The sequence below is a fragment of the Peribacillus sp. 05N428 genome, from assembly GCF_056397085.1.
The window spans coordinates 1-19,285 of sequence record NZ_JBFTMS010000040.1; the positions used below are offsets into that span (position 1 = coordinate 1).

Annotated in this window: 20 protein-coding genes, 1 pseudogene and 1 other annotated feature; of the genes and pseudogenes, 4 read left to right on the top strand and 17 right to left on the bottom strand. The window is 40.9% G+C overall.

What is annotated here, in order from left to right; translation table 11 throughout:
• Positions 1 to 408 (top strand): annotated as a pseudogene (locus AC1DIV_RS24205) (NAD(P)/FAD-dependent oxidoreductase); the annotation flags it as partial.
• 112 nt (positions 409 to 520) lie between these two features.
• On the opposite strand, the gene hxlB reads toward AC1DIV_RS24205, so the two are convergent.
• The 7 genes from hxlB to AC1DIV_RS24240 form a co-directional block, all read right to left on the bottom strand.
• Positions 521 to 1,072 carry a 6-phospho-3-hexuloisomerase gene (hxlB, locus tag AC1DIV_RS24210; RefSeq protein WP_477577523.1) on the bottom strand — a complete coding sequence of 184 codons (552 nt, stop codon included), beginning with the start codon at positions 1,070 to 1,072 and terminating at the stop codon, positions 521 to 523.
• The gene (gene hxlA / locus AC1DIV_RS24215; protein ID WP_477577525.1) at positions 1,069 to 1,701 is read right to left on the bottom strand and encodes a 3-hexulose-6-phosphate synthase; all 633 of its coding nucleotides are present in this window, start codon (positions 1,699 to 1,701) and stop codon (positions 1,069 to 1,071) included. The genes hxlB and hxlA overlap by 4 nt, the downstream gene beginning before the upstream one ends.
• Positions 1,698 to 2,981, bottom strand: coding sequence for an MFS transporter (locus AC1DIV_RS24220; RefSeq protein WP_477577527.1), 1,284 nt, complete (start codon positions 2,979 to 2,981; stop codon positions 1,698 to 1,700). Before AC1DIV_RS24220 ends, hxlA begins: the two co-directional genes overlap by 4 nt.
• Entirely contained in the window at positions 2,963 to 3,814 is an 852-nt protein-coding gene (locus tag AC1DIV_RS24225; protein ID WP_477577529.1) for a sugar kinase, read from the bottom strand. The genes AC1DIV_RS24220 and AC1DIV_RS24225 overlap by 19 nt, the downstream gene beginning before the upstream one ends.
• Positions 3,783 to 3,935: a hypothetical protein gene (locus AC1DIV_RS24230; RefSeq protein ID WP_477577531.1), complete on the bottom strand. Its 153-nt coding sequence runs from the start codon at positions 3,933 to 3,935 to the stop codon at positions 3,783 to 3,785. Before AC1DIV_RS24230 ends, AC1DIV_RS24225 begins: the two co-directional genes overlap by 32 nt.
• Positions 3,922 to 4,692: a sugar phosphate isomerase/epimerase family protein gene (locus AC1DIV_RS24235; RefSeq protein ID WP_477577533.1), complete on the bottom strand. Its 771-nt coding sequence runs from the start codon at positions 4,690 to 4,692 to the stop codon at positions 3,922 to 3,924. Before AC1DIV_RS24235 ends, AC1DIV_RS24230 begins: the two co-directional genes overlap by 14 nt.
• Before the next feature lie 72 nt (positions 4,693 to 4,764).
• The gene (locus AC1DIV_RS24240; RefSeq protein WP_477577535.1) at positions 4,765 to 5,802 is read right to left on the bottom strand and encodes a LacI family DNA-binding transcriptional regulator; all 1,038 of its coding nucleotides are present in this window, start codon (positions 5,800 to 5,802) and stop codon (positions 4,765 to 4,767) included.
• A 242-nt stretch (positions 5,803 to 6,044) separates the two neighbouring features.
• On the opposite strand from AC1DIV_RS24240, the gene AC1DIV_RS24245 reads away from it, so the two are divergent.
• Positions 6,045 to 6,464, top strand: a complete 420-nt coding sequence (locus tag AC1DIV_RS24245) for a hypothetical protein (protein WP_477577537.1) — start codon at positions 6,045 to 6,047, stop codon at positions 6,462 to 6,464.
• An 86-nt stretch (positions 6,465 to 6,550) separates the two neighbouring features.
• On the opposite strand, the gene argS is transcribed toward AC1DIV_RS24245, so the two are convergent.
• From argS to AC1DIV_RS24265, 4 genes are all read right to left on the bottom strand, one after another.
• A complete protein-coding gene (argS, locus tag AC1DIV_RS24250) occupies positions 6,551 to 8,224 on the bottom strand; it encodes an arginine--tRNA ligase (protein ID WP_477577539.1) in 1,674 nt (557 codons plus the stop codon).
• A gap of 40 nt (positions 8,225 to 8,264) precedes the next feature.
• Positions 8,265 to 8,483, bottom strand: a binding site (T-box leader).
• Between the two features lie 67 nt (positions 8,484 to 8,550).
• Positions 8,551 to 9,096: a response regulator gene (locus AC1DIV_RS24255; protein ID WP_477577541.1), complete on the bottom strand. Its 546-nt coding sequence runs from the start codon at positions 9,094 to 9,096 to the stop codon at positions 8,551 to 8,553.
• Between the two features lie 93 nt (positions 9,097 to 9,189).
• On the bottom strand, positions 9,190 to 10,221 hold the full coding sequence (desA, locus tag AC1DIV_RS24260; protein ID WP_477577543.1) for a Delta(5) desaturase DesA: 1,032 nt from the start codon (positions 10,219 to 10,221) through the stop codon (positions 9,190 to 9,192).
• A 268-nt stretch (positions 10,222 to 10,489) separates the two neighbouring features.
• Positions 10,490 to 10,999 (bottom strand): DinB family protein, encoded by a 510-nt coding sequence (locus AC1DIV_RS24265; protein WP_477577545.1) that lies wholly within the window; start codon positions 10,997 to 10,999, stop codon positions 10,490 to 10,492.
• Between the two features lie 270 nt (positions 11,000 to 11,269).
• Here AC1DIV_RS24265 and AC1DIV_RS24270 point away from each other — a divergent pair, with 270 nt between their 5' ends.
• Positions 11,270 to 12,679 (top strand): LysM peptidoglycan-binding domain-containing protein, encoded by a 1,410-nt coding sequence (locus AC1DIV_RS24270; RefSeq protein WP_477577547.1) that lies wholly within the window; start codon positions 11,270 to 11,272, stop codon positions 12,677 to 12,679.
• A gap of 24 nt (positions 12,680 to 12,703) precedes the next feature.
• On the opposite strand, the gene AC1DIV_RS24275 is transcribed toward AC1DIV_RS24270, so the two are convergent.
• Together AC1DIV_RS24275 and AC1DIV_RS24280 are read right to left on the bottom strand one after the other, a co-directional pair.
• Positions 12,704 to 13,600, bottom strand: coding sequence for a DMT family transporter (locus tag AC1DIV_RS24275; RefSeq protein WP_095395981.1), 897 nt, complete (start codon positions 13,598 to 13,600; stop codon positions 12,704 to 12,706).
• Positions 13,601 to 13,643: 43 nt separating this feature from the next.
• Entirely contained in the window at positions 13,644 to 14,777 is a 1,134-nt protein-coding gene (locus AC1DIV_RS24280) for an NADH-dependent flavin oxidoreductase (protein ID WP_477577549.1), read from the bottom strand.
• A gap of 133 nt (positions 14,778 to 14,910) precedes the next feature.
• On the opposite strand from AC1DIV_RS24280, the gene AC1DIV_RS24285 reads away from it, so the two are divergent.
• Positions 14,911 to 15,777 carry a LysR family transcriptional regulator gene (locus tag AC1DIV_RS24285; RefSeq protein ID WP_477577551.1) on the top strand — a complete coding sequence of 289 codons (867 nt, stop codon included), beginning with the start codon at positions 14,911 to 14,913 and terminating at the stop codon, positions 15,775 to 15,777.
• Positions 15,778 to 15,842: 65 nt separating this feature from the next.
• On the opposite strand, the gene AC1DIV_RS24290 is transcribed toward AC1DIV_RS24285, so the two are convergent.
• From AC1DIV_RS24290 to AC1DIV_RS24305, 4 genes are all read right to left on the bottom strand, one after another.
• On the bottom strand, positions 15,843 to 16,046 hold the full coding sequence (locus AC1DIV_RS24290; protein WP_034304303.1) for a zinc ribbon domain-containing protein: 204 nt from the start codon (positions 16,044 to 16,046) through the stop codon (positions 15,843 to 15,845).
• 148 nt (positions 16,047 to 16,194) lie between these two features.
• Positions 16,195 to 16,404, bottom strand: a complete 210-nt coding sequence (locus AC1DIV_RS24295) for a hypothetical protein (protein ID WP_477577553.1) — start codon at positions 16,402 to 16,404, stop codon at positions 16,195 to 16,197.
• 180 nt (positions 16,405 to 16,584) lie between these two features.
• Positions 16,585 to 17,574 carry a DUF5050 domain-containing protein gene (locus tag AC1DIV_RS24300; protein ID WP_477577555.1) on the bottom strand — a complete coding sequence of 330 codons (990 nt, stop codon included), beginning with the start codon at positions 17,572 to 17,574 and terminating at the stop codon, positions 16,585 to 16,587.
• Positions 17,575 to 18,810: 1,236 nt separating this feature from the next.
• Positions 18,811 to 19,257, bottom strand: coding sequence for a DNRLRE domain-containing protein (locus tag AC1DIV_RS24305; RefSeq protein WP_477577557.1), 447 nt, complete (start codon positions 19,255 to 19,257; stop codon positions 18,811 to 18,813).
• Positions 19,258 to 19,285 lie beyond the last annotated feature (28 nt).

The following is a 19,285-nucleotide window of genomic DNA, read 5'->3' on the forward strand; positions in this document are numbered from 1 at the left end:
GCGGCTCTTCCTATCGTAGGCGAATCAGGCCTTGAAGTGGATCGCGGCAAAGCAACCGTCAATGAGTATTTGCAATCCAAATCCCATAATGACGTATTCGTTGTCGGCGACAGTGCCGTTGCGTTCCCTCCAGAAGGCGGCCGTCCATATGCTCCTACTGCACAAAATGCTTGGCAAATGGGTGAGCTTGTTGGATACAACCTATATGCAGCCTTTGAAGGCAAGAAACTTGAAGTATTCTCACCTGTAAACTCAGGTACACTTGCGAGCCTTGGCCGTAAGGATGCAGTGGCAACCGTTGGGGCCAATAACACGTCCCTTAAAGGCCTGCCGGCTACATTGATGAAAGAAGCAAGTAATGTTCGCTACCTATCACACATCAAAGCCCTATTCAGCCTGGCTTATTAATTCATTATCACCGTGACATGTTCACGGTGCATGCCCTTTATTCCCGTTTGGGAGGAAGGGCATTTTTCATATCAAAAAAGGCGGGAACCCGCTGAAGGGGTCCCGCCATATTTCACTCTACATTACTATGTTTGGAATAAGTAAGCTCGTGGCTTATGGACTCCGTTAATGAATAGTCCAAGCATACTGCATCACATAAAACATGTACACATTGATCAAACAAAGAACTTAACGGCTGGACGCTTTTCGTTTCATGTTCCAAGCGATTTTTCGTTGCTGCCGGTATCACCAAGACCTCATGAGAGACATTCGCTAATTCCGATTGGTCATTCGTCGTGATCGAAAACACCTTGCATCCCACTTCCCTGCCTTTTGCTGCAACGGATATCACACTTTTGGTCGAGCCGCTCCCGCTAATGGCTATGATCAGATCGCCTTTCGAAATAGAAGGAGTAATCGTTTCCCCGACTGCATAGACGTTTAAGCCAAGGTGCATCAATCTCATCGCAAAGGATTTGGCCATGAAGCCCGATCTGCCTTCACCCACGATGAAGATCCTTGTGCCGGACCGTAAATGTTTTAGGAGCGCATCCGTTACCCCTCCGTCCATCTTGTGAAATACACCGTTCATTTCTTCTAAAATAACCCCAACTTCCTTATTCAAACTTCCTTCACACCTTTCTTCCCATTCACTGTTTCCTTAAATAGACGGGCAGCTTCTGCTGGATCCTTTGCTTTTGTAATCGCCGAGCCAACGATGATGACATCCAGCCCCTTCCTGACCATTACAGGCAAGGACGAAAGAGTGATCCCTCCTGCTGCAGCCCTCAAGGACCCAGCATGATTTCTCATATTGATCATGGCATGACCCGAATTTTCCTGGCTGTCCTTGCTTACATGCTCACAGAATATCGCCTGCCTGTAAATCCGTAATTGCTCAAGCCGGGTATCGGATACATTCAATAAATCAATCATGATCTGCCCCTTGTATTCACTCGCTTTTTCCAGGCATTTTTGGATGGTTACATCTGAAGCAGCCCCCATTACCGTAGCTACATCAGCCCCGCTTTGAAAGCAAAGATCCATTTCATAAGCCGCATTGTCCATCGTCTTCATGTCGGCAACGATTTTTTTATCCGGAAAGTGATTTTTCATTTCTTTGATGCTATTCACTCCGAACTCTTTAATCAGGGAAGTCCCCACCTCAATCCAATCAATCGAGGCTTCCACGCTTCGTGCCATTTCAATGGCTTCCTCCATATTCATGCGATCCAACGCCAGCTGAATTTTCATGACGAAACCGCCTCCATTTGCTTGACTGACGTAACCGCAGGCTTTTTAACCATCAATGTGAGTAACGCTGAAATCAATAAAGATCCCGCCATGAAAATATAGGATGCTCCGGGCCCGCCGGTCAATCCGTTTAAATATCCGACGAAATAGGCACCTACAAATGAGCCAAGCGCCCCCATACTATTAATCAGGGCCATTGCCCCGCCAGCCACATTCCTTGGGAGGATTTCAGGAATGATGGCAAAGAACGGTCCATACGGTGCATACATCGCACCGCCTGCAATAACCAACAAGGCATATGAAAGCCAGAAATTCGATGTGCCGAGCATGAAAGACCCGAAGAATGCGATTGCCCCCACAAGCAGCGATGTCCAAACGAACGTTTTTCGATTTAATGTTTTATCCGAAAAATAGGATAGTGCCAGCATCGAAATGACCGCTAATAAATAAGGTCCGGATGAAAGCCAGCCCGTTGCCACTATATCCATGCTCGACGCTTGTTTAATAATGGACGGCAGCCACATGACGAACCCATAAACCCCGATGCTCCACATGAAGTATTGAATACTGAGCACGATGACCTGCTTTGACTTAAAAGCTTCCCTATAATTTTTCACAGGTTTTAATGCAGCCTGTTCTTTCTGGAGGGTCGCTTCCATTTCTTGCTTTTCCTGATCTGTAAGCCACTTGGCATCTTTGGGACGGTCATTGACGAGCTTATACCAGATAAACGCCCACAGGACAGCCGGAAGTCCTTCAATGATGAACAGCCATCTCCAGTCGAATGCCTTCAATAGGTAACCGGAAAGGATCGACATCCACAATACAGTAACTGGATTCCCCAGAATCAAAAAGGTGTTGGCCCGGGAGCGTTCTTCTTTTAGAAACCAGTGGCTTAGAAAAACGAGCATCGCGGGCATAACAGCGCTTTCAACAACACCAAGCAAGAAGCGAATCGGATAGAGCCATGCCACACTTGTCGCCATCCCCGTCAATGTCGCCAGTCCTCCCCAGAGAATCAAGCTCCAAAAAATCAGGATTTTGGCACTTTTCTTTTCTGCGTAATGTGCACCTGGAACTTGAAAGAAGAAATAACCAAGGAAAAACAGCGCGGCCAGAAAGGAGGATACCCCGGCTGTGATATTAAGGTCTTCCCCCATTCCTCCCGCTACGCCAAACCCATAGTTGGCACGGTCGAGATAGGCGAGACTGTATGTGATGAACACTAAGGGGATCAATCTCATCCACCTTTTTCTCGAAGCTACTTGTAATTGAGACATGATTGAAGCACTCCTTTTTTCATAAAGTGTTCTAGCTCTTCCATATTAGGGAGGCCTTCGTGATCTCCGGAAGACATCACGGCCTTGGCCCCTATCGCATTTCCGCGTAAAACTGCTTCTTCATTCGATGCCCCTTCCAGTAAAGCGCTAATTACCCCGACAGCAAACCCGTCTCCTGCCCCTACGGTATCCACGACTTCCGTTACGGTAAAACCAGGTACCTCCTTCCTTTCATTTTGGGTTGCAAAGTAGGCTCCTTCTTCCCCGAGTTTAATCACCACAAGCTTAACACCGAGTTCGAGGTAGTAACTGGCGATATCCTCCTTGTTGCTGTATCCTGTAAGAATTTCACCTTCCTGTATTCCAGGAAGCAGCCAATCCGCCTCTTCCGCAAACATATTGACGATGCTGATCATCTCCCTTTCATTCGGCCAGAGTGATGGACGCAGATTTGGATCGAATGAAACGGTTACACCCTTTTGTTTCAGATGATTCAAGACTTGCCATGACAGCTCTCTGAAACTGCCGGAAATGGCAGGAGGTATCCCCGTTAAATGCAGGTGCTGTGTTGAAGGGAGTTTCTCCAAGGGAAAGTCCTCCAGGGAAATCTTGCTGGCGCTTGAATTCTTCCTAAAGTATTCAACGACCGGATCTCCTTGTTCGACTTTGGATTTTAACTGGAACCCAGTTGGATGGAGTGGATCCATCAAAACATTGGAGACATCCACCCCCTCATTTGTGAGCGTTTTCATAATCATGCGCCCGAACGAATCATCGCCCACCTTGCTCATCCATGCAGTCTTAATCCCTAACCTTGACAGGCCGATTGCCACATTGGTTTCGGCCCCTGCCACCATAACGCTTATAACGCATGCAATCATCGAGGCTGCCCGAATCCTCAGCAATGAACATCGCCATTGCCTCTCCCATAGTCAGTACTTTAAGCTCGTTCATGGCTGACCTCCTGTTCCATTTTCATAAGAGAAATATAAGTCGCTGCATTTTCCAATGTTACCGGGAACTCAATCGCTACCGGACAAGCGCCATTAAACTTTTCCAATAACTCCATTACCTCAGGCAGCAGCGGCATCGATACCGGCTCAGTCACCCAACCCTCTTTCTCGCGCTTCACTTGCTTCAAATGAATATAGTCCACATATCCCGCTAAATCCTTCGCAGCTTCCATTGGAACTTCTTCTGTATACAGCCAATTGCCCGTATCAAATGTCAATCTAATCGGGATATCCAACTTTTCGGAGCAACTCAGGAAATGAGCGATCCGGTTTACATTTCCACCGCCAAGCGTCTGATCGTTCTCGATGGTGATTTTCAATTCACGGTTTTGCAGATTTTCCACCAAGGCTTCATTCATTCGAAACATATCTGTTTCAAAAAAATCGTAGTTTCCTAGAGGCATCTTCAGCAATTCCGCTCCCAATTCATCCGCTTCCCTTGCCAAGCATTTAAAACCTATTTCATTCATTTGATGGTTTGAACCGATCAGGAAATCAGGAGCGGAATAATAAATGGCCAAGTTAAGTTCCCTGCATAAGGCACCCAATTCTTCCAGAGAATCATCCGGCGTCAACAATTCCTTTCTAATTTCGATTCCATCAGCTCCAGCGGCTGCTACGAGTTTTATGATTTCAAGATGTCCGAGCGCTTGAAGCCTTTCGGCCGGTATTGAATTCATGCATACAAATACTTTCATATTAATCCTCCTGACCCCCAAATGGTATCGGTACCATTTTGTGAGTTAATAAAGTCTTCAAGTTTAGAAGACTTATGATTTTTGTATAAATGGAGTTGTTTCCCTTATATTCAATTTCGCTTGATACGCCATTGTCTGCGCTGGGGAAGCCTGTCCATCAATGCGCCGCAGGATCATTTCCATAGCAGCGACCCCGATTTGGTATGTGGGCTGTTCAATCGTTGTAATGCCCGAATAAACGATGGTGCTCCAATCCGGATTATCAAATCCCATCATTGCTAAATCTTCCGGGACCGACAGTTTCTTTTCTTGTAAAAGTAAAATTAATTTTAATAGCACGACACTATTTGCCGTCAATATAGCTCTTGATACGCCTTTTGAGTCATCTAAAAAATGCTGGAGCTTTGACTCGACATCTTTTAAATCATCGACATTGACCTCATAAACATCTTCTGAACTCGGATGACTGTGGCTCATCAACGTTTGCTGAAAGGATAGCCGCCGCTCATGCCTGGTACTGACATTGCTGGCAGGTTCACTGAAAAATGCAATTCGTTCATAATTTTGGCCAACCAAATAATTGACAGCTTGTGAAGTAGCCTGAAAATTATCCAATCCTACCGTATCGATTTCAAGATCCGGCACCTTCCGATCCAAAAGGATGACCGGGGTCTTTTGCTCTTGCATCTGTTTTAGCATATCGTGATTACCGCCAGTCGTATGAATGATAAGCCCGTCGATGCGATGGGATAAAAGCATATCAAAATAGCCTCTTTCCTTCTCGGGGTTATTATCCGAATTGCAAATCATCAGATTATATCCATTCTGGCTGCATATATCCTCAGCCCCCCGAAGGATGGCCGTCGTATATGGATTGTTGATGTCCGCCACGATGATTCCAATCAAATAACTCTTATTGCTTTTGAGCCCTCTTGCCATCGTGTTTGGGCGGTACTCCATTTTGTTGATCGCCAGCTCGATTTTCTTACGGGTTTTGTCAGAGAGTTCATCAAATCTCCCCCCTAAATACCGGGAAACAGAGGTCTTTGAAACACCTGCTTCTCTAGCAACATCGTAAATTGTAACCTTTGCGTTTTCTTGTTTAACCATTACATTCATCCATTCGCGAATTTTGGAACCGGTTCCATTTTTATAAATATTAACACATTACCAATGAATGTCAATCCATTTTATTCAAATTCTTTTTCTTCCGCTGAAAATGGATAGCCGCATGGATCGACGCCAACTTCAAATGCCAAGCTGACAGCCCGCCTCCTTCATTTCCCCATATTAAAATACATTAACAAAATTGTATAATATAAACAGTTACAGAGAGGGGAAGGCTTTTTTTCATGAAAAATAAATATTCAAAATGGTTACTTGTTGTAGGTATATGTATGGGTGTTGCTATCGGAGGTTATTTGTATTATTCCAGTATTGCAATTGGGGGCACATCTGATAATGGTATGTGGAAAGCAAATTATAAAAAAAACTCTGATGAAACAGTTGGCGGATGGATTGGACATGTTCAACAAAAGTCTGGTGGCAAGGTCAAGATAAAAGAAGTAAGCTTTACTGATAATGGAAAAACATTAGTGGAACATAAGGGATTTACAGAAGGAAAAAGTGAAGATGGCTCTATTACAAAATTAAATCCATTATCAACGGATTTTTATTTGGGAGATCCTCCAAAAAAAGAGCATGTGTACAAGTTGCATATTACATGGGAGAAAAAAGGACAGCCCATGACAGATACCTTTCTTCTAAAATAAAAGAGCTTACGTTCATGCCAGGATTTATCTGATAAATTATGGAGCCATTTTGAAAAGATCAAAATGGCTCCTTTTATAGACATGCATTACATTTTATTCGGCGCTGAAATTCCCAATAAACTTAGCGCATCCTTCAATACGATCGCAACGGAAAAAGCGAATGAGAGCTTCATTTGTTTCCATTCATCTTCCACTAGGATTTTCGAATGTGCATAATACTTATTGAATGCACGCGATACATGCAAGCTGAATTTCGCGATTTGTGATGGATCGGCTTGTTCAAATGATTTTTGGACAATGATCGGGTATTGCTCCAGCAGCTGGATGACTGGCCACGCATATTCGCCTAAAGCGTCATATTGGATGTCCTGCTCTTTAAAATCACCTTTTTCAAGCAAGGAGGAAATTCGCGCATATGTGTACTGTACATATGGGCCCGTTTCTCCCTCAAAATTCATCATTTGCTCTAATGAAAAATCAATATCGTTCATGCGGTTATTTTTTAAATCATTAAAGATTACCGCTCCGACACCAACCTGTCTTGCAACCAGTTCTTTCTGTTCAAGCGCTTGATTTTTTTCTTCAATATTGCGCTTCGCAGTTTCGATCGCCTCTGCCAATACATCCGCAAGCAGCACGACTTTCCCTTTACGGGTCGACATTTTCTTACCGTCTTTTAGCATCATGCCAAACGCTACGTGCTGTAAGTCTTTTGACCACTCATACCCCATTTTTTCAATGACGTTAAAGAGCTGTTTAAAGTGCAGGGATTGTTCATTTCCGACCACATAAAATGTTTTCTTTGCCTCATACTGTTTTTTACGATACATGGCTGCAGCTAAATCACGTGTGGCATAAAGTGTCGCACCATCGGTTTTCGTAATCAAACACGGCGGCATATCTTCCAATTGCACGACATAGGCACCTTCTGATAGGGCAAGCAGGCCTTTTTCTTTTAGTTCCCCGACAACCGCATCCATTTTATCATTGTAAAATGCTTCGCCGGCATAGGAATCAAAACGGATGCCCAATAAATCATAAATCGTCTCGAATTCTTTTAAAGACGCATCCCTGAACCATTTCCACAATGCCAGTGCTTCCTCGTCCCCGTCTTCAAGCGACTTGAAGCTTGCGCGTGCTTGTTCATTCAATGATTCATCGGTTTCTGCTCTTTCATGGAACTTCACATAGATTTTCAATAATTCCTGAATCGGCGAAGCCTCGATTGCCTCTTTGTCGCCCCACAGCTTATACGCGACAATCAACTTACCGAATTGCGTGCCCCAATCTCCTAAATGATTGATACGCACGGCATTGTAGCCATTTTTTTCGGCAATGTTGGCCAGTGCATTCCCTATGACCGTAGAGCGTAAGTGCCCCATGGAAAAAGGCTTGGCAATATTCGGGGAGGAATAATCAATCACGACATTTCCCTTTCCAGTCTGCATCGAACCATACTGATCCTTTTCCCTTAATATCGTTTGCAGCACGTTTTCCGTCACCATCTGTTGATTGACGAAGATATTCAGATAACCTCCCACTACGTTCACTTCTTGAATCAACGTACTGTTTAATTGTTGGGCTATTTCCGACGCAATCACCTGAGGCGATTTTTTGAATTTTTTCGCAAGAGTAAAGCACGGAAAGGCGACATCACCTAACTCCATCATTTTCGGCTTTTCCATTAATTTTTCTATTTCACTTGCTGGCATTTCATTGTTCAAAGCAGTTGAAATCAATTCTGCAATTGGTTTATTCATCAACATTTTCCCTCCTAAACAAAAAAGCCCCCGCCTCTAAATAAGAGACGAGAGCATGAATTCCCGTGGTACCACTCTAGTTGCCACAAATTGCGGCCACTTTCCATTGTTAACGAGGTGACTCCCCGATATTCCCTACTGAACGTTTCAAGAAATTTCTCCAAAGTGCGCTTCATTCATCCGACCTGCATTAGGCTCCCACCATCCCTAACTCGCTTTCCATTTCAAAATGAACTACTCTCTTCATCACAGAATTTTCAATATTATAATTTAATCCATCGTACACAATTTAAAAAAACGTGTCAACAGAATTTAAGAAACAAATCCTAACCAGCCGGTAACTTCATTTTATCCTTGATGTTCGAAAAATATTTTCTTACTGTCCCAATTGTGCCGCTTTGATTGGACGGCTCAATATTGGATGGTGGACCATCGGCTAACAGCCCTAACACTCCCATTTCCCGGCCATTATGGCTGGAAGGCCCATCAATAAGCTCTGGGGAGTATATTCGCTTGCCATCCATTATGCAGCGAATCGAGCAGGCTAACTCTTCACCCGGGTTATCCTTCAATAAATAACCACTTACATCCGCCTTTAATGCGAGTTGAAAATAACCAGTCCTTCGAAATGTTGTTAAAATGACCACCTTGCATTCAAATGACCTTAATGCTTCTGCTGCCTCAAGTCCGTTCATTACAGGCATCTCCATATCCATGATACACACATCAGGCCGTAATTGGTGTACAAGAGCCATCGCTTCTTCTCCGTTACTGGCTTGCCCGACAATTTCTATATCTTCTTCAAGATTGAGTAGAGAACTTATTGCCTCTAACAGCATTTGCTGATTCTCTGCAATGACAATTCGAATCATTTTTAAGTTCTCTCCTTTATCGAGTTCCTTATATGAAGCAAAGACTCCCCAAATCCGAGGATTATTAAGGGAGTCTGGAATGATACATGAACGTTACAGTTCAGATTTCACTTGAGTGGGAACACTTTTTTTCGTTAAATATTTTATGTCCTTGAAACTGACGAAATTCTTGGATTCCTCATCCCATAAACGGAAACGGAGTGAGCGCAAGCTTGTTGCAAGAGTGATCGTCGGAACGTTCTCTAAAGGCTGCGTATTATTATGCGCCATTTCCAATTTATAGTTAGGCACCCTTGGACTTAAATGATGAACATGATGGTAACCGATATTACCAGTAAGGAACTGCATCAGTTTTGGAAGCTTATAAAAAGAACTTCCCTCCACTGCTGCCAATACATATTCCCACTCTTCATTTTCTTCAAAATAAGAGTCCTCAAATGTGTGCTGGACGTAAAACAGCCAAATGCCGATTGAACCAGAAATCATGAAAATGGAACCTTGTACCAGAAGGAAAGATTGCCAGCCTACTGCCAAGCAAAGCAATGCCGCTAAAACGACGATTAAGACATTCGTCAAATACGTATTATTTTTTTCCTTTTTTCTAGCACCTTTACGGTTAAATCTATTTTTAAGAAGGAAAACATAAATCGGTCCCAAACCAAACATGACCAATGGATTACGATAAAAACGATAAGCAAAACGAAGTTTAAACGGTGCAGCCAAATACTCATCTACCGTAAGGGTCCAAATATCACCTGTACCCCGCTTATCCAAATTACCGCTTGTTGCGTGATGCACAGAATGCTCATGTCCCCATTGATCAAACGGGAATAAAGTCAAAACACCCATGATCGTACCGACTATTCTATTCGCACGGCGGTCTTTGAAAAATGAATGATGCGTACAATCATGAAAAATGATGAATATTCTCGTCAAGAATCCTGCAGCAAACACAGCTGGGATTAAGGCTAACCAATAAGAAACGGAAAGACTTATATATGCTAGGTACCATAGAATGATGAACGGCCCCAGGGTATTGATGATCTGCCATATACTTTGCTTTGTCGTTGATTGTTCAAAAGGAGCAATTTGTTTTTTCAAGGATTTCGTATTTTGCAAGGTCATATTTCAATTGCACTTCCTTTTATTTGTCGTTATCCATAGTATAAAGAAACCAACCTGATTTTATTAGTACCAGGTGTCATGACTAGAAGATGACAAATGTCATGTACAAGTCAATTCCAGTGACAAACGTAAAAAAGGCCAACCAGGAAGAACCGGTTAACCTGTTCACATATATAGGATTTCGTTATCTTCAAAATAACAGGCTGCCTTACGTTAAAAACAGGACTGTCAATGCTTACAGTCCCATCAGTAAGCAAATGAAGGCCCGTTACTCCCCTTTTAAAAATAAATAAAGCCCATAATCCGTCGAAGTTGAGGCATAACCCATTTGTCGCAGCATGGCCGTGATATTGCCGCGATGATAGGTTCCATGATTCACGACATGCGGTACCAATTCGGCTGCACTTGTTTTCATTAGTCCGCCAGCTGGATTCTCAATTATAAGAGGCTTATCTAAATTTTCTTTTTGGCCAAGCAGCGATTTGTACCGATCGGACAACTCAATAAACATGGCCTCCATTTCCTCTAATTCCTTTGACTCCGTTTGTTCCTTCCGTTGTTCAGCCAGCTCCAATGCATGTTTCATGCTTTTACCGGAAAAAACCTCCGCCCACCCCAGATCGGAAAGATACACATGGGCCATCACACTCGATATCGATGAAAACACACTTTGAACTTCCTGATGGTAAACATCCTTTGGAAGCTCTTTTAAACGGTTGAAAATCTGATTATTTGCCCAAATGTTGAAATCATAAAACTGTAATGAAAAATTTGACATATAAACTCTCCCCTTCTATTTACAAATCAATTGCCCTTCATACGGAATAATTCGTCCCGCACGAAGGTTAGTAATGCCTTTCCACAATGTACCTCTATTTATATGGCTATTCTCCATAGTAAACTAGTAAAGTTAAATTTTACAAAGGGGAATAAAATCATTGTGAAAAAATTCTTTGGATGTTTTATCATGTTAAGCCTTCTTTGTATGTGTCTCTTTCCAACCAGTGGTCATTCATCAAGTAAAACCCAATCCATAGGTTCTGTTAAATTGGACAATACAAAAGTTTTTAGTTCTCCTAAATTAGGTTCCACTCTATTAAAGACCTTAAAGAAGGGCGAAGAGTTTCCCATCATTTCTACTTCGGTTGGGGATTCCGCGGGGCCCGTCATTCATAAAGTGAAGTCTGGAAACACACTATGGAAAATAGCAAATCAATATGGTGTTTCAGTAAGTGAGCTGCAAAAAGTAAATAAATTAACCTCTTCCGAAATAACTGTTGGCCAAAACCTGAAGATCCCCCAGAAATATAAGATCCATAAGGTTGTATCGGGCGATACATTGTGGAAGATCTCTACTAAATACAAGGTAACAACAAATGATTTGACGAAATTAAATAACTTACACACGGTTACCCTTAAAGTGGGCCAAAAATTGAAGGTTCCGGATTATTACTACCAGGTTCAATTGCTTGGCGGAAAAAAGGGCTGGATAAAGAAATCCCAGCTTCAAAAAAAGGCGCAAAATCGTATCGTCATGGGCTGGAAGCATAATGGATCGAAAGAAAGCTATACCCAGCAACTTAAACACCCCAATTTGAATGTAGTATCTCCCCGTTCTTATACGCTGACGGATACCGGTAATTACGTTTCCGTTTCTGTAGATACAAAATACATCCAAGCTGCCCATAAACAAGGAAAACAAGTTTGGCAGCTTATCGGGAATAAATTTGACCCTGTATTAACTGGTTCTGTACTAGGCAATACAAAAAAACGCCAAAAATTAGTTTCAGCTTTACGCGATTCACTTGTTAAAACGAAAAGTGATGGAATAAATGTGGATTTCGAAAACATCGACCCAAAAAATAAGAAGGACTTTGTACTTTTCATCGGCGAACTAAAAAAGGCACTAAAACCGCATGGAATTAAAGTGTCTGTGGATGTCACCCGAGAAAATGAAGACCCTTATTGGTCAAAAAGCCTAGATAGGAAAGCACTTGGCAAAATAGCGGACTATATAATCATAATGGGTTATGACGAGCATTGGGGAGGGAGCCCGGTAGCCGGGTCCGTTTCCTCGTTACCTTGGATCAAAGAAGGAACCAAGCTTTTAATGAAAGAAGTACCTGCTCATAAGATCATATTGGCTGTACCATTTTATACGAGAGAATGGGAAACCGATTTGTCGACCAAAAAAGTGAAAAGTCATGACCGTACCATGGCTGAGGTCAACAAAATCATTTCAACTCAAAAACTTAAAAAGGTATGGGATAAACAGACGCAACAAAATTACGTGGTGTATACTTCCAAAGGGAAAAAGCATCAAATTTGGATAGAAGATAAAAAATCGATGAAGCTCCGTATGGACCTGGTTAAACAAAATCATCTAGGCGGTGCAGCTGCTTGGTACATTGGATCAGAAACCCCTGACATTTGGGATGTCTATCATTTTAATCAATAGGTACATGCATAAAGGAAAAAGGCCTCACATTGTGTGCGGCCTTTTCTGCATGACATCATTTTCAGTCGGTCCAGTCGTTTTAAGTGAATAGACCACCCCAATGAATATCAAGGAAATACCCAGAATTTGAATCCCGTCCGGTTTAAATCCTGAAAGCAGAATATCCAAAAGGATGGCAACTGCCGGATCGACAAAAATCATGAAAGATACTACATTTGTAGGCAAATGGCGAATACTATTAAAAAACAGCAAATACACGACGCCTGTATGGATGATGCCGGTAAGCACCGTATAAAACCATTCGGAAGAATTTAACGTTGTATATACGGAATAATCGACAAAAGGAATCAGTAATAGAAATCCAATGAACATTTGCAGAAATGTGGTCGCATATACACTGGTCTTTGTAATGCTCTTTCCTAAAAGCATGGTTGCCGCATAGAAAAAGGCAGCAATGATCCCATACATGATGCCCTCCCATTCAGGTGATGATGATCGAAATCCATCTGTTCCCATAATGAGTAATGTGCCAATGAAGCAAAGGGAAATCGCCAAGATGGAGAATACATTCATTTTCTCCCTAAAAATGAGGCTCCCTATAATGAGTACAAGGATCGGCGCTAAATGATAAAGCGAAATGGCGATTGTCACCGATATCAGCTCAAAAGATTTAAAGAGGAATATCCAGTTTAACAAGTTGGCCACCGCGCAGAAAATGATCAGCATTACCTCCCTGCCATTCCATATTTCGTTCTTGAAATGTCCGGTAATCATCCAGGCTGCACATAAGAATACGGCAGCACAAATGCAGCGAACAAAAACCAATTCCAATGCAGGAAGTCCTGATAGTTCCGAAAAGAAACCGACAGAACCGAAGATTGTCATGGCTAGAGACAGTTGAAGAAGTGCTATTTTATTCATTTAATTTCCCCTCATGAAATTTCCATTTTTTTCATTCATACTATCATTTCTCGGGCATTCCGTCACGAGTAATGATATTCGCCCACATTTGTTCCGGAATACTTAATGTACACCTGCTATCGCGCGGCAAGGTCGTCATGATCTCGTCTTCCCTGCCTTCCATTATTTTGGCGGCCCAGTCCGGTTCCATCAGCAATTCCCTTCCTAATGCGAAAAGCGGTATATTTTTCTCAAGCACAGCATTTGCTTCCTCTGGAGTATGGATCGATCCAAGTGATATGAAACTGGTCCTGCCAGCGATGACATCGCGGAGAATTTCGGTCCTTGTCAATCCCCTGTTCAATCCGCTTCTAGGCATGGACCAGACATTTTTAACAGAAAGATGCAAATAGGAAAGCCCCTGAGTTGCCAATTCATCTACCCATGCAACTGTATCATCCATTTTCAATCCGCCTTCTTCCGGTTCTTCGGGGGAGAAGCGATACCCAATAACGAATTCCTTGTCTGCATATAGATCACGGATCCGCTTCACCTCCGCGATGACGGCAAGTGGAAAATGCATTCTATTCTCCAAACTCCCTCCCCAATGATCTCTCCGTCTGTTGGAGTGGGGTGAGAAAAACTGCTGCAGGAGATAGCCATTCGCTCCATGGATTTCCACACCGTCGAATCCTGAACGAATGGCATGGCGGGTGGCTCTTCCAAAGTCTTGAATAGTGGATAGAATTTCAGTGTGGCTCATTGACCTTGGAATGTACTCTTCGCCCATTCCTTTATAAACGCTTGCAATGATTCCGCTCGGACTAACCATTTTTTCTCCGCCTGTACAGCTTGGAAGGCTCTCGCTTCCGCCATGATGAAGCTGGAGAATGGCTTTTGCACCTTTGGATTTGATTGTTTTTGAAAGCTCAGTGAGTCCAGCGATGCTTTGTACATCATATACTTTCATTTGCCGGGGAAAGCTTGTCGCAACAGGGGAAATGGCGGCAGCGGCAGTAATGAACATGGCAGGTCCATCTGCCCTTCTTTTATAGTAGGCTAATTCCTCGTCAGAAACCAAGCCATCCTCTTGACCTGAATAAGTGGTCATCGGCGCAACTACAATCCTGTTTTTAAGAACCGTTCCATTAGAAAGCGTGTACGGTGAAAAAATTTGCCCGTATTTCCGTTTCAACATTTTCCATCACCCATTCGTATTTTAATTTGTAATGTTATTGTATTCTCGACCACATCATAAGTAAAATGAATGTTTTTCATTATTTGGATTAGAGTTTCTCATGTATAATTCATAGAAGAAGGGTGTGGGGCATTTGAATTTTTTTCAATTGGAAGTCTTTTTACATGTTGTTGAACACGGAAGTTTTACGAAAGCGGGAGACCGGATCGGACTGACTCAATCAGGCGTGAGCCATAACATTACAGCACTTGAAACGGAACTTGGTGTGACTTTATTGAAGCGTGACCGAAAAGGAATAACACTCACGACTGCGGGAGAACAAGTCATTCCACATATGCGGGCCATTGCTGCCAACCTTGCACATATCGAACAAAAGATTGCAGCTGTGAATGGAATGGAAATCGGTAAAATAACGATTGGCAGTTTTCCAAGCTTCACTGCCAGATTCATACCAAAGCTATTCTCTATCTTTAAAGAAAAATACCCTAATATCGATTTGCTGATTCATGAAGGTGGATATGAGGAAATCTTAACATGGATCGAAGAAGGAACAGTGGACATCGGCTTTGCAGCAAAACCAGTAAAGAACGTGGAATTCATCCCTCTGCTAACAGATCCTCTATCAGCTGTCGTGTACGAAGGCCATCCGCTTTCAGGGAAAACCTCATTGACCCTGGAAGACTTCGTTGATCAACCATTCATCATGCTGAGATCTGGCTGTGAAACACTCATAGAAGATAGATTCCTGGAAGCCAAGATAAAACCAAACATTTCATACGACATTAAAGACAATCAAACGGTGCTCTCAATGGTAGCGGGAAAATTAGGCATCACGATTATGCCAGACCTGGCTTTACCGGAAAAACCCGAACGCATCAAAAGCCTGCCCTTGAACCCGGAACTTTCACGGGAGATCGGATTGGTCATGAAATCAGCTAAACACCTATCACCCGTCGCCAAGGAATTTACAAAAGTCGTTCAAGATCACTTCATCGGGTAATGGGCAGTATGAAAAAAACAAGAATCCCCTTTTCATGTAAAAGGGGATTCTTGTCGTGCCAATGATCATCCCAAGAATAGATCCAGCAGATTACTGCCTGCAGATGATTGCCTATTATAAAACTCCGAATAACCGCACTGCTTGCAATACACAACCGTAAATTGATTATTCTGGACATCGAACATTTTTGACAAGCCAGTTCCTGTCATCGCTACATCCTTCTTAGCAGCATCATTGCTTCCGCATTTCATACAACCCTTTTCGCTCATGATCCTTCATCTCCCAAATTTATTAAAATGATAAATGCTTATAAATACCGGAGCTTCCCTGCACCGTTCATAATTACATATACGGATAACCTGGATAAATGGTTTCGGAATTGATGCAAAAATATGTAAATTCCAATGAGTACTGTTTTTATTGGCTGCCTTTTTTATTACGGTTAGATTTAATGGTAGGCAAAGCATTATACACACTTATTGCAAAATAATAGATTAAAATCATATGCATAGCATCACTTATAGGAACGGGGGTATCATCAAGCTTAAGAATAGCAAATAATGCATATACCTCAACAAATATGACGATGCGATAAAGAATATGTTCATAAAAAATTTCATCTATCATTACATCATTTATCCGAAAAAAAGGGGGTTTTTTCTTATTATTAGATATTTGGTCCCTCCACAGGTAGAAACTGTCTTCCTCAAAAAAAGAAAAGCTCTGTAGAAAATCCCCTTCCACAAAGCTTTCTTCAAATCTATTAGTATTTTTTTACAAAGATAGAGTAGTGACAGGCGCCTTACATTATTTACGCTTTGAAAATAATGTATTTCCTGTCCCATCTGTTTTAACTCGGAAGATGTCTTCATGACCATCTATTTTGTAGTAGATCCAATTATCCAGCATATTTATATCTGATACTTCGTTATCTAGTACTAATTGATTTTGTTCGCCATTTTTTTTCATCTTATAGATATGGTACTTATCACTTGGATTCAAGTAATAAATCCAATTTTCATCAACGATTAAGGATGAAAACTTCTGATCGGTTATTTTCGTTTCCTTACCATTTTGTTTATCGACTTTATACAAGTGCTCTTCTGTATCTGTATAATAGAGAAAATACTCATCTGCATCATCAATAATCTGAGTATACGAAACTGTATCATTCAATTTCTTTATATTTTCTCCATTTAGTGACATAGAATATAGTTTTCCTTCATCACCATCTTCACCTATAGGTTTATAAAAGTAAATCTGTTCACGACCAACGTAGAAATTTATTGTAACTTCCGGTTTTGGTGAATATATTTGAACCTTATCCGTCCCGTCCAAGTTCATTTTATAAATACCATTCTTAATCGAATCATAATAGTAAACCTGATCATTTTTTACTTGAACATAGTCAGCACCTTTGACTAATTTTTCTCTTTCCGATCCATCCAATTTTACTCGATATAACATCGGTACATCTGAAAAGGGCATTACTGTATAATAAACCCATTCCTTGATTACATTTATATCACCAAAGCCTTTTGAAGTGAGTTTTACCTCGTTTGTCCCATCTTCTTTTTTTGCCATAATGGCATTATTGCTAAAAGGAATAGTGGAATCATTAAATTTCATATAAATTAAAAGGTTGTCCTGCTTAGCGACAAATCCGTGATTGATCATATTACTATATGAATTCCCGGTTACATTTGGCATTTCAGGCGCTTCCAATCCTTTCGTTTGTTCATTTTCACAACCCATTACTAAAACTATCAGCACTAAAACAACGAAGTATTTTTTCATTTTACCTACCCTCTCATTAAAAATAACGGGCCATAGTGAAAATTGGAGATTTAGCATCAACGCCATTGTTTTTGTGGGGAATTTTAATATCTCTTTCCAATACGAACACCATATTTAAAGCTACTTTCCTAGAAATGGAACAAAGTAATTTCCAGTATTGACGAACATTATATTTTAAAAATCTTAAGAATGTTTATAGGTTCCATAAAATATCCTATCATAATAAAAAGAAAGCCAAATAAGAGTGTAGAGATAAAATCTATAGTAGACTTATTTTCATTAAATCGCTTTGTACTTTTAATAATGTAATAAAGTCCCAATAGATAAAATATTATCTGCACATATAAATAATCAGTAATGAACATTGTAATCAAAATCACCAAAAATGATAATTTTAAAAAAATATCCATTACAGTTTCATGAAAAATCTTGGAAAATACATTCTTCTTGTCGTTTTTTACTTTTTTCAAAATCTTTACACCCCTAGAAAATAACTTTGAAGTTAGTCATAGTAATGCATTATGCGTTGGTGTGGAAGTTTATAAATAATGAGTGTTTTTTTATAAGGTGATTTTCGACTATATTAAGAAAATCAAGGTCCCAATTATATGATTGGAACCTTGATTTTGTGACACTCATATTCAGAGAAATTTTGGGTTGGTTATTTTGAAATGTTCCATAAGAAGATTTAATTATACTTATTTCATTTATCATCATAGAATTATTAATGTCCAAAATCTTATTACATAATGACATCTATAATAAAACTACCTAATAGAATGATAAAAAAACATGTCCTTCCAATATAAAGTATCTTTTTCTCTATCTTTAATTGTTTCTCCAGGTAATAAATATACCCAAAAATGAATGAATTTCCTATTATAAGAATCAGAAGGTCTACTTCAAAACCTAGAATTGTATAGTTATATACCGGTATACTTTTTATATAACTAATAAGCAATACTCCTATTGCAATATATCCGAGTATAGAATTGATTATAAGGCTACTCTTCTTCATAATTTCCCCCATCTTTATTTTGATCGTACTTCATAGGGACCTGAGAAATCCCTATCTCTTTCCTTTATCTTACCTGATCTATAACTAGCCCCGTATATAATATACACTCCATTACCTTTATTTTTATTTTTAATTTTATTTCCCAATTTTTGTATCTTTTTTGTAGTCCATACTCCGGCAATTGCTACAACAGTCCTTACATACCATGGCCCCTTACCTCACTGACCCCTAGCAACAGACGTACTCGTTATTTTGGTGGATGATGGCTTATTGTTCCAAGTTAATTCATCTACATACCATTGTGCTTTTACCTCATCTACCCATATATCCGTTTTTGTATCGACATAATAAGAATGGGTAACGTAGGCAGCCAATTCAGCAGAATAAATGGTTGCACCCTTTAATTCCCCAATAACACTAAATTTAATAAATGGGTAATTGGTTCCTGTAGTGCTATCATAAAATCCTGTTTTTAATACATATTCCCCTTGTGAAGGATCCCATTCTTTATTGTAATTGTTATTCGGATAGGCACTCATCACGAATGTATCTCCCAATGCATCAATCGATACAGAAGGGTCAATATCGTCGAATGATTCATGCGTTCCCCTGATGCATAGGTCGAATTTCCAACACGTTGCCGAATTTCTGTGCGTTTTTACCAAAGTAAACCGATAATCGGGGGGCGCTGGT

What these genes read in the sequence shown, in the direction of transcription:
- hxlA (WP_477577525.1), bottom strand. Translation starts at nt 1,701, where the DNA reads ATGAAAATTCAGCTGGCGTTGGATCGCATGAATATGGAGGAAGCCATT.
- AC1DIV_RS24220 (WP_477577527.1), bottom strand. Translation starts at nt 2,981, where the DNA reads ATGTCTCAATTACAAGTAGCTTCGAGAAAAAGGTGGATGAGATTGATC.
- AC1DIV_RS24230 (WP_477577531.1), bottom strand. Translation starts at nt 3,935, where the DNA reads ATGAACGAGCTTAAAGTACTGACTATGGGAGAGGCAATGGCGATGTTC.
- AC1DIV_RS24235 (WP_477577533.1), bottom strand. Translation starts at nt 4,692, where the DNA reads ATGAAAGTATTTGTATGCATGAATTCAATACCGGCCGAAAGGCTTCAA.
- AC1DIV_RS24240 (WP_477577535.1), bottom strand. Translation starts at nt 5,802, where the DNA reads ATGGTTAAACAAGAAAACGCAAAGGTTACAATTTACGATGTTGCTAGA.
- AC1DIV_RS24245 (WP_477577537.1), top strand. Translation starts at nt 6,045, where the DNA reads ATGAAAAATAAATATTCAAAATGGTTACTTGTTGTAGGTATATGTATG.
- argS (WP_477577539.1), bottom strand. Translation starts at nt 8,224, where the DNA reads ATGAATAAACCAATTGCAGAATTGATTTCAACTGCTTTGAACAATGAA.
- AC1DIV_RS24255 (WP_477577541.1), bottom strand. Translation starts at nt 9,096, where the DNA reads ATGATTCGAATTGTCATTGCAGAGAATCAGCAAATGCTGTTAGAGGCA.
- desA (WP_477577543.1), bottom strand. Translation starts at nt 10,221, where the DNA reads ATGACCTTGCAAAATACGAAATCCTTGAAAAAACAAATTGCTCCTTTT.
- AC1DIV_RS24265 (WP_477577545.1), bottom strand. Translation starts at nt 10,999, where the DNA reads ATGTCAAATTTTTCATTACAGTTTTATGATTTCAACATTTGGGCAAAT.
- AC1DIV_RS24275 (WP_095395981.1), bottom strand. Translation starts at nt 13,600, where the DNA reads ATGAATAAAATAGCACTTCTTCAACTGTCTCTAGCCATGACAATCTTC.
- AC1DIV_RS24280 (WP_477577549.1), bottom strand. Translation starts at nt 14,777, where the DNA reads ATGTTGAAACGGAAATACGGGCAAATTTTTTCACCGTACACGCTTTCT.
- AC1DIV_RS24290 (WP_034304303.1), bottom strand. Translation starts at nt 16,046, where the DNA reads ATGAGCGAAAAGGGTTGTATGAAATGCGGAAGCAATGATGCTGCTAAG.
- AC1DIV_RS24295 (WP_477577553.1), bottom strand. Translation starts at nt 16,404, where the DNA reads ATGATAGATGAAATTTTTTATGAACATATTCTTTATCGCATCGTCATA.
- AC1DIV_RS24300 (WP_477577555.1), bottom strand. Translation starts at nt 17,574, where the DNA reads ATGAAAAAATACTTCGTTGTTTTAGTGCTGATAGTTTTAGTAATGGGT.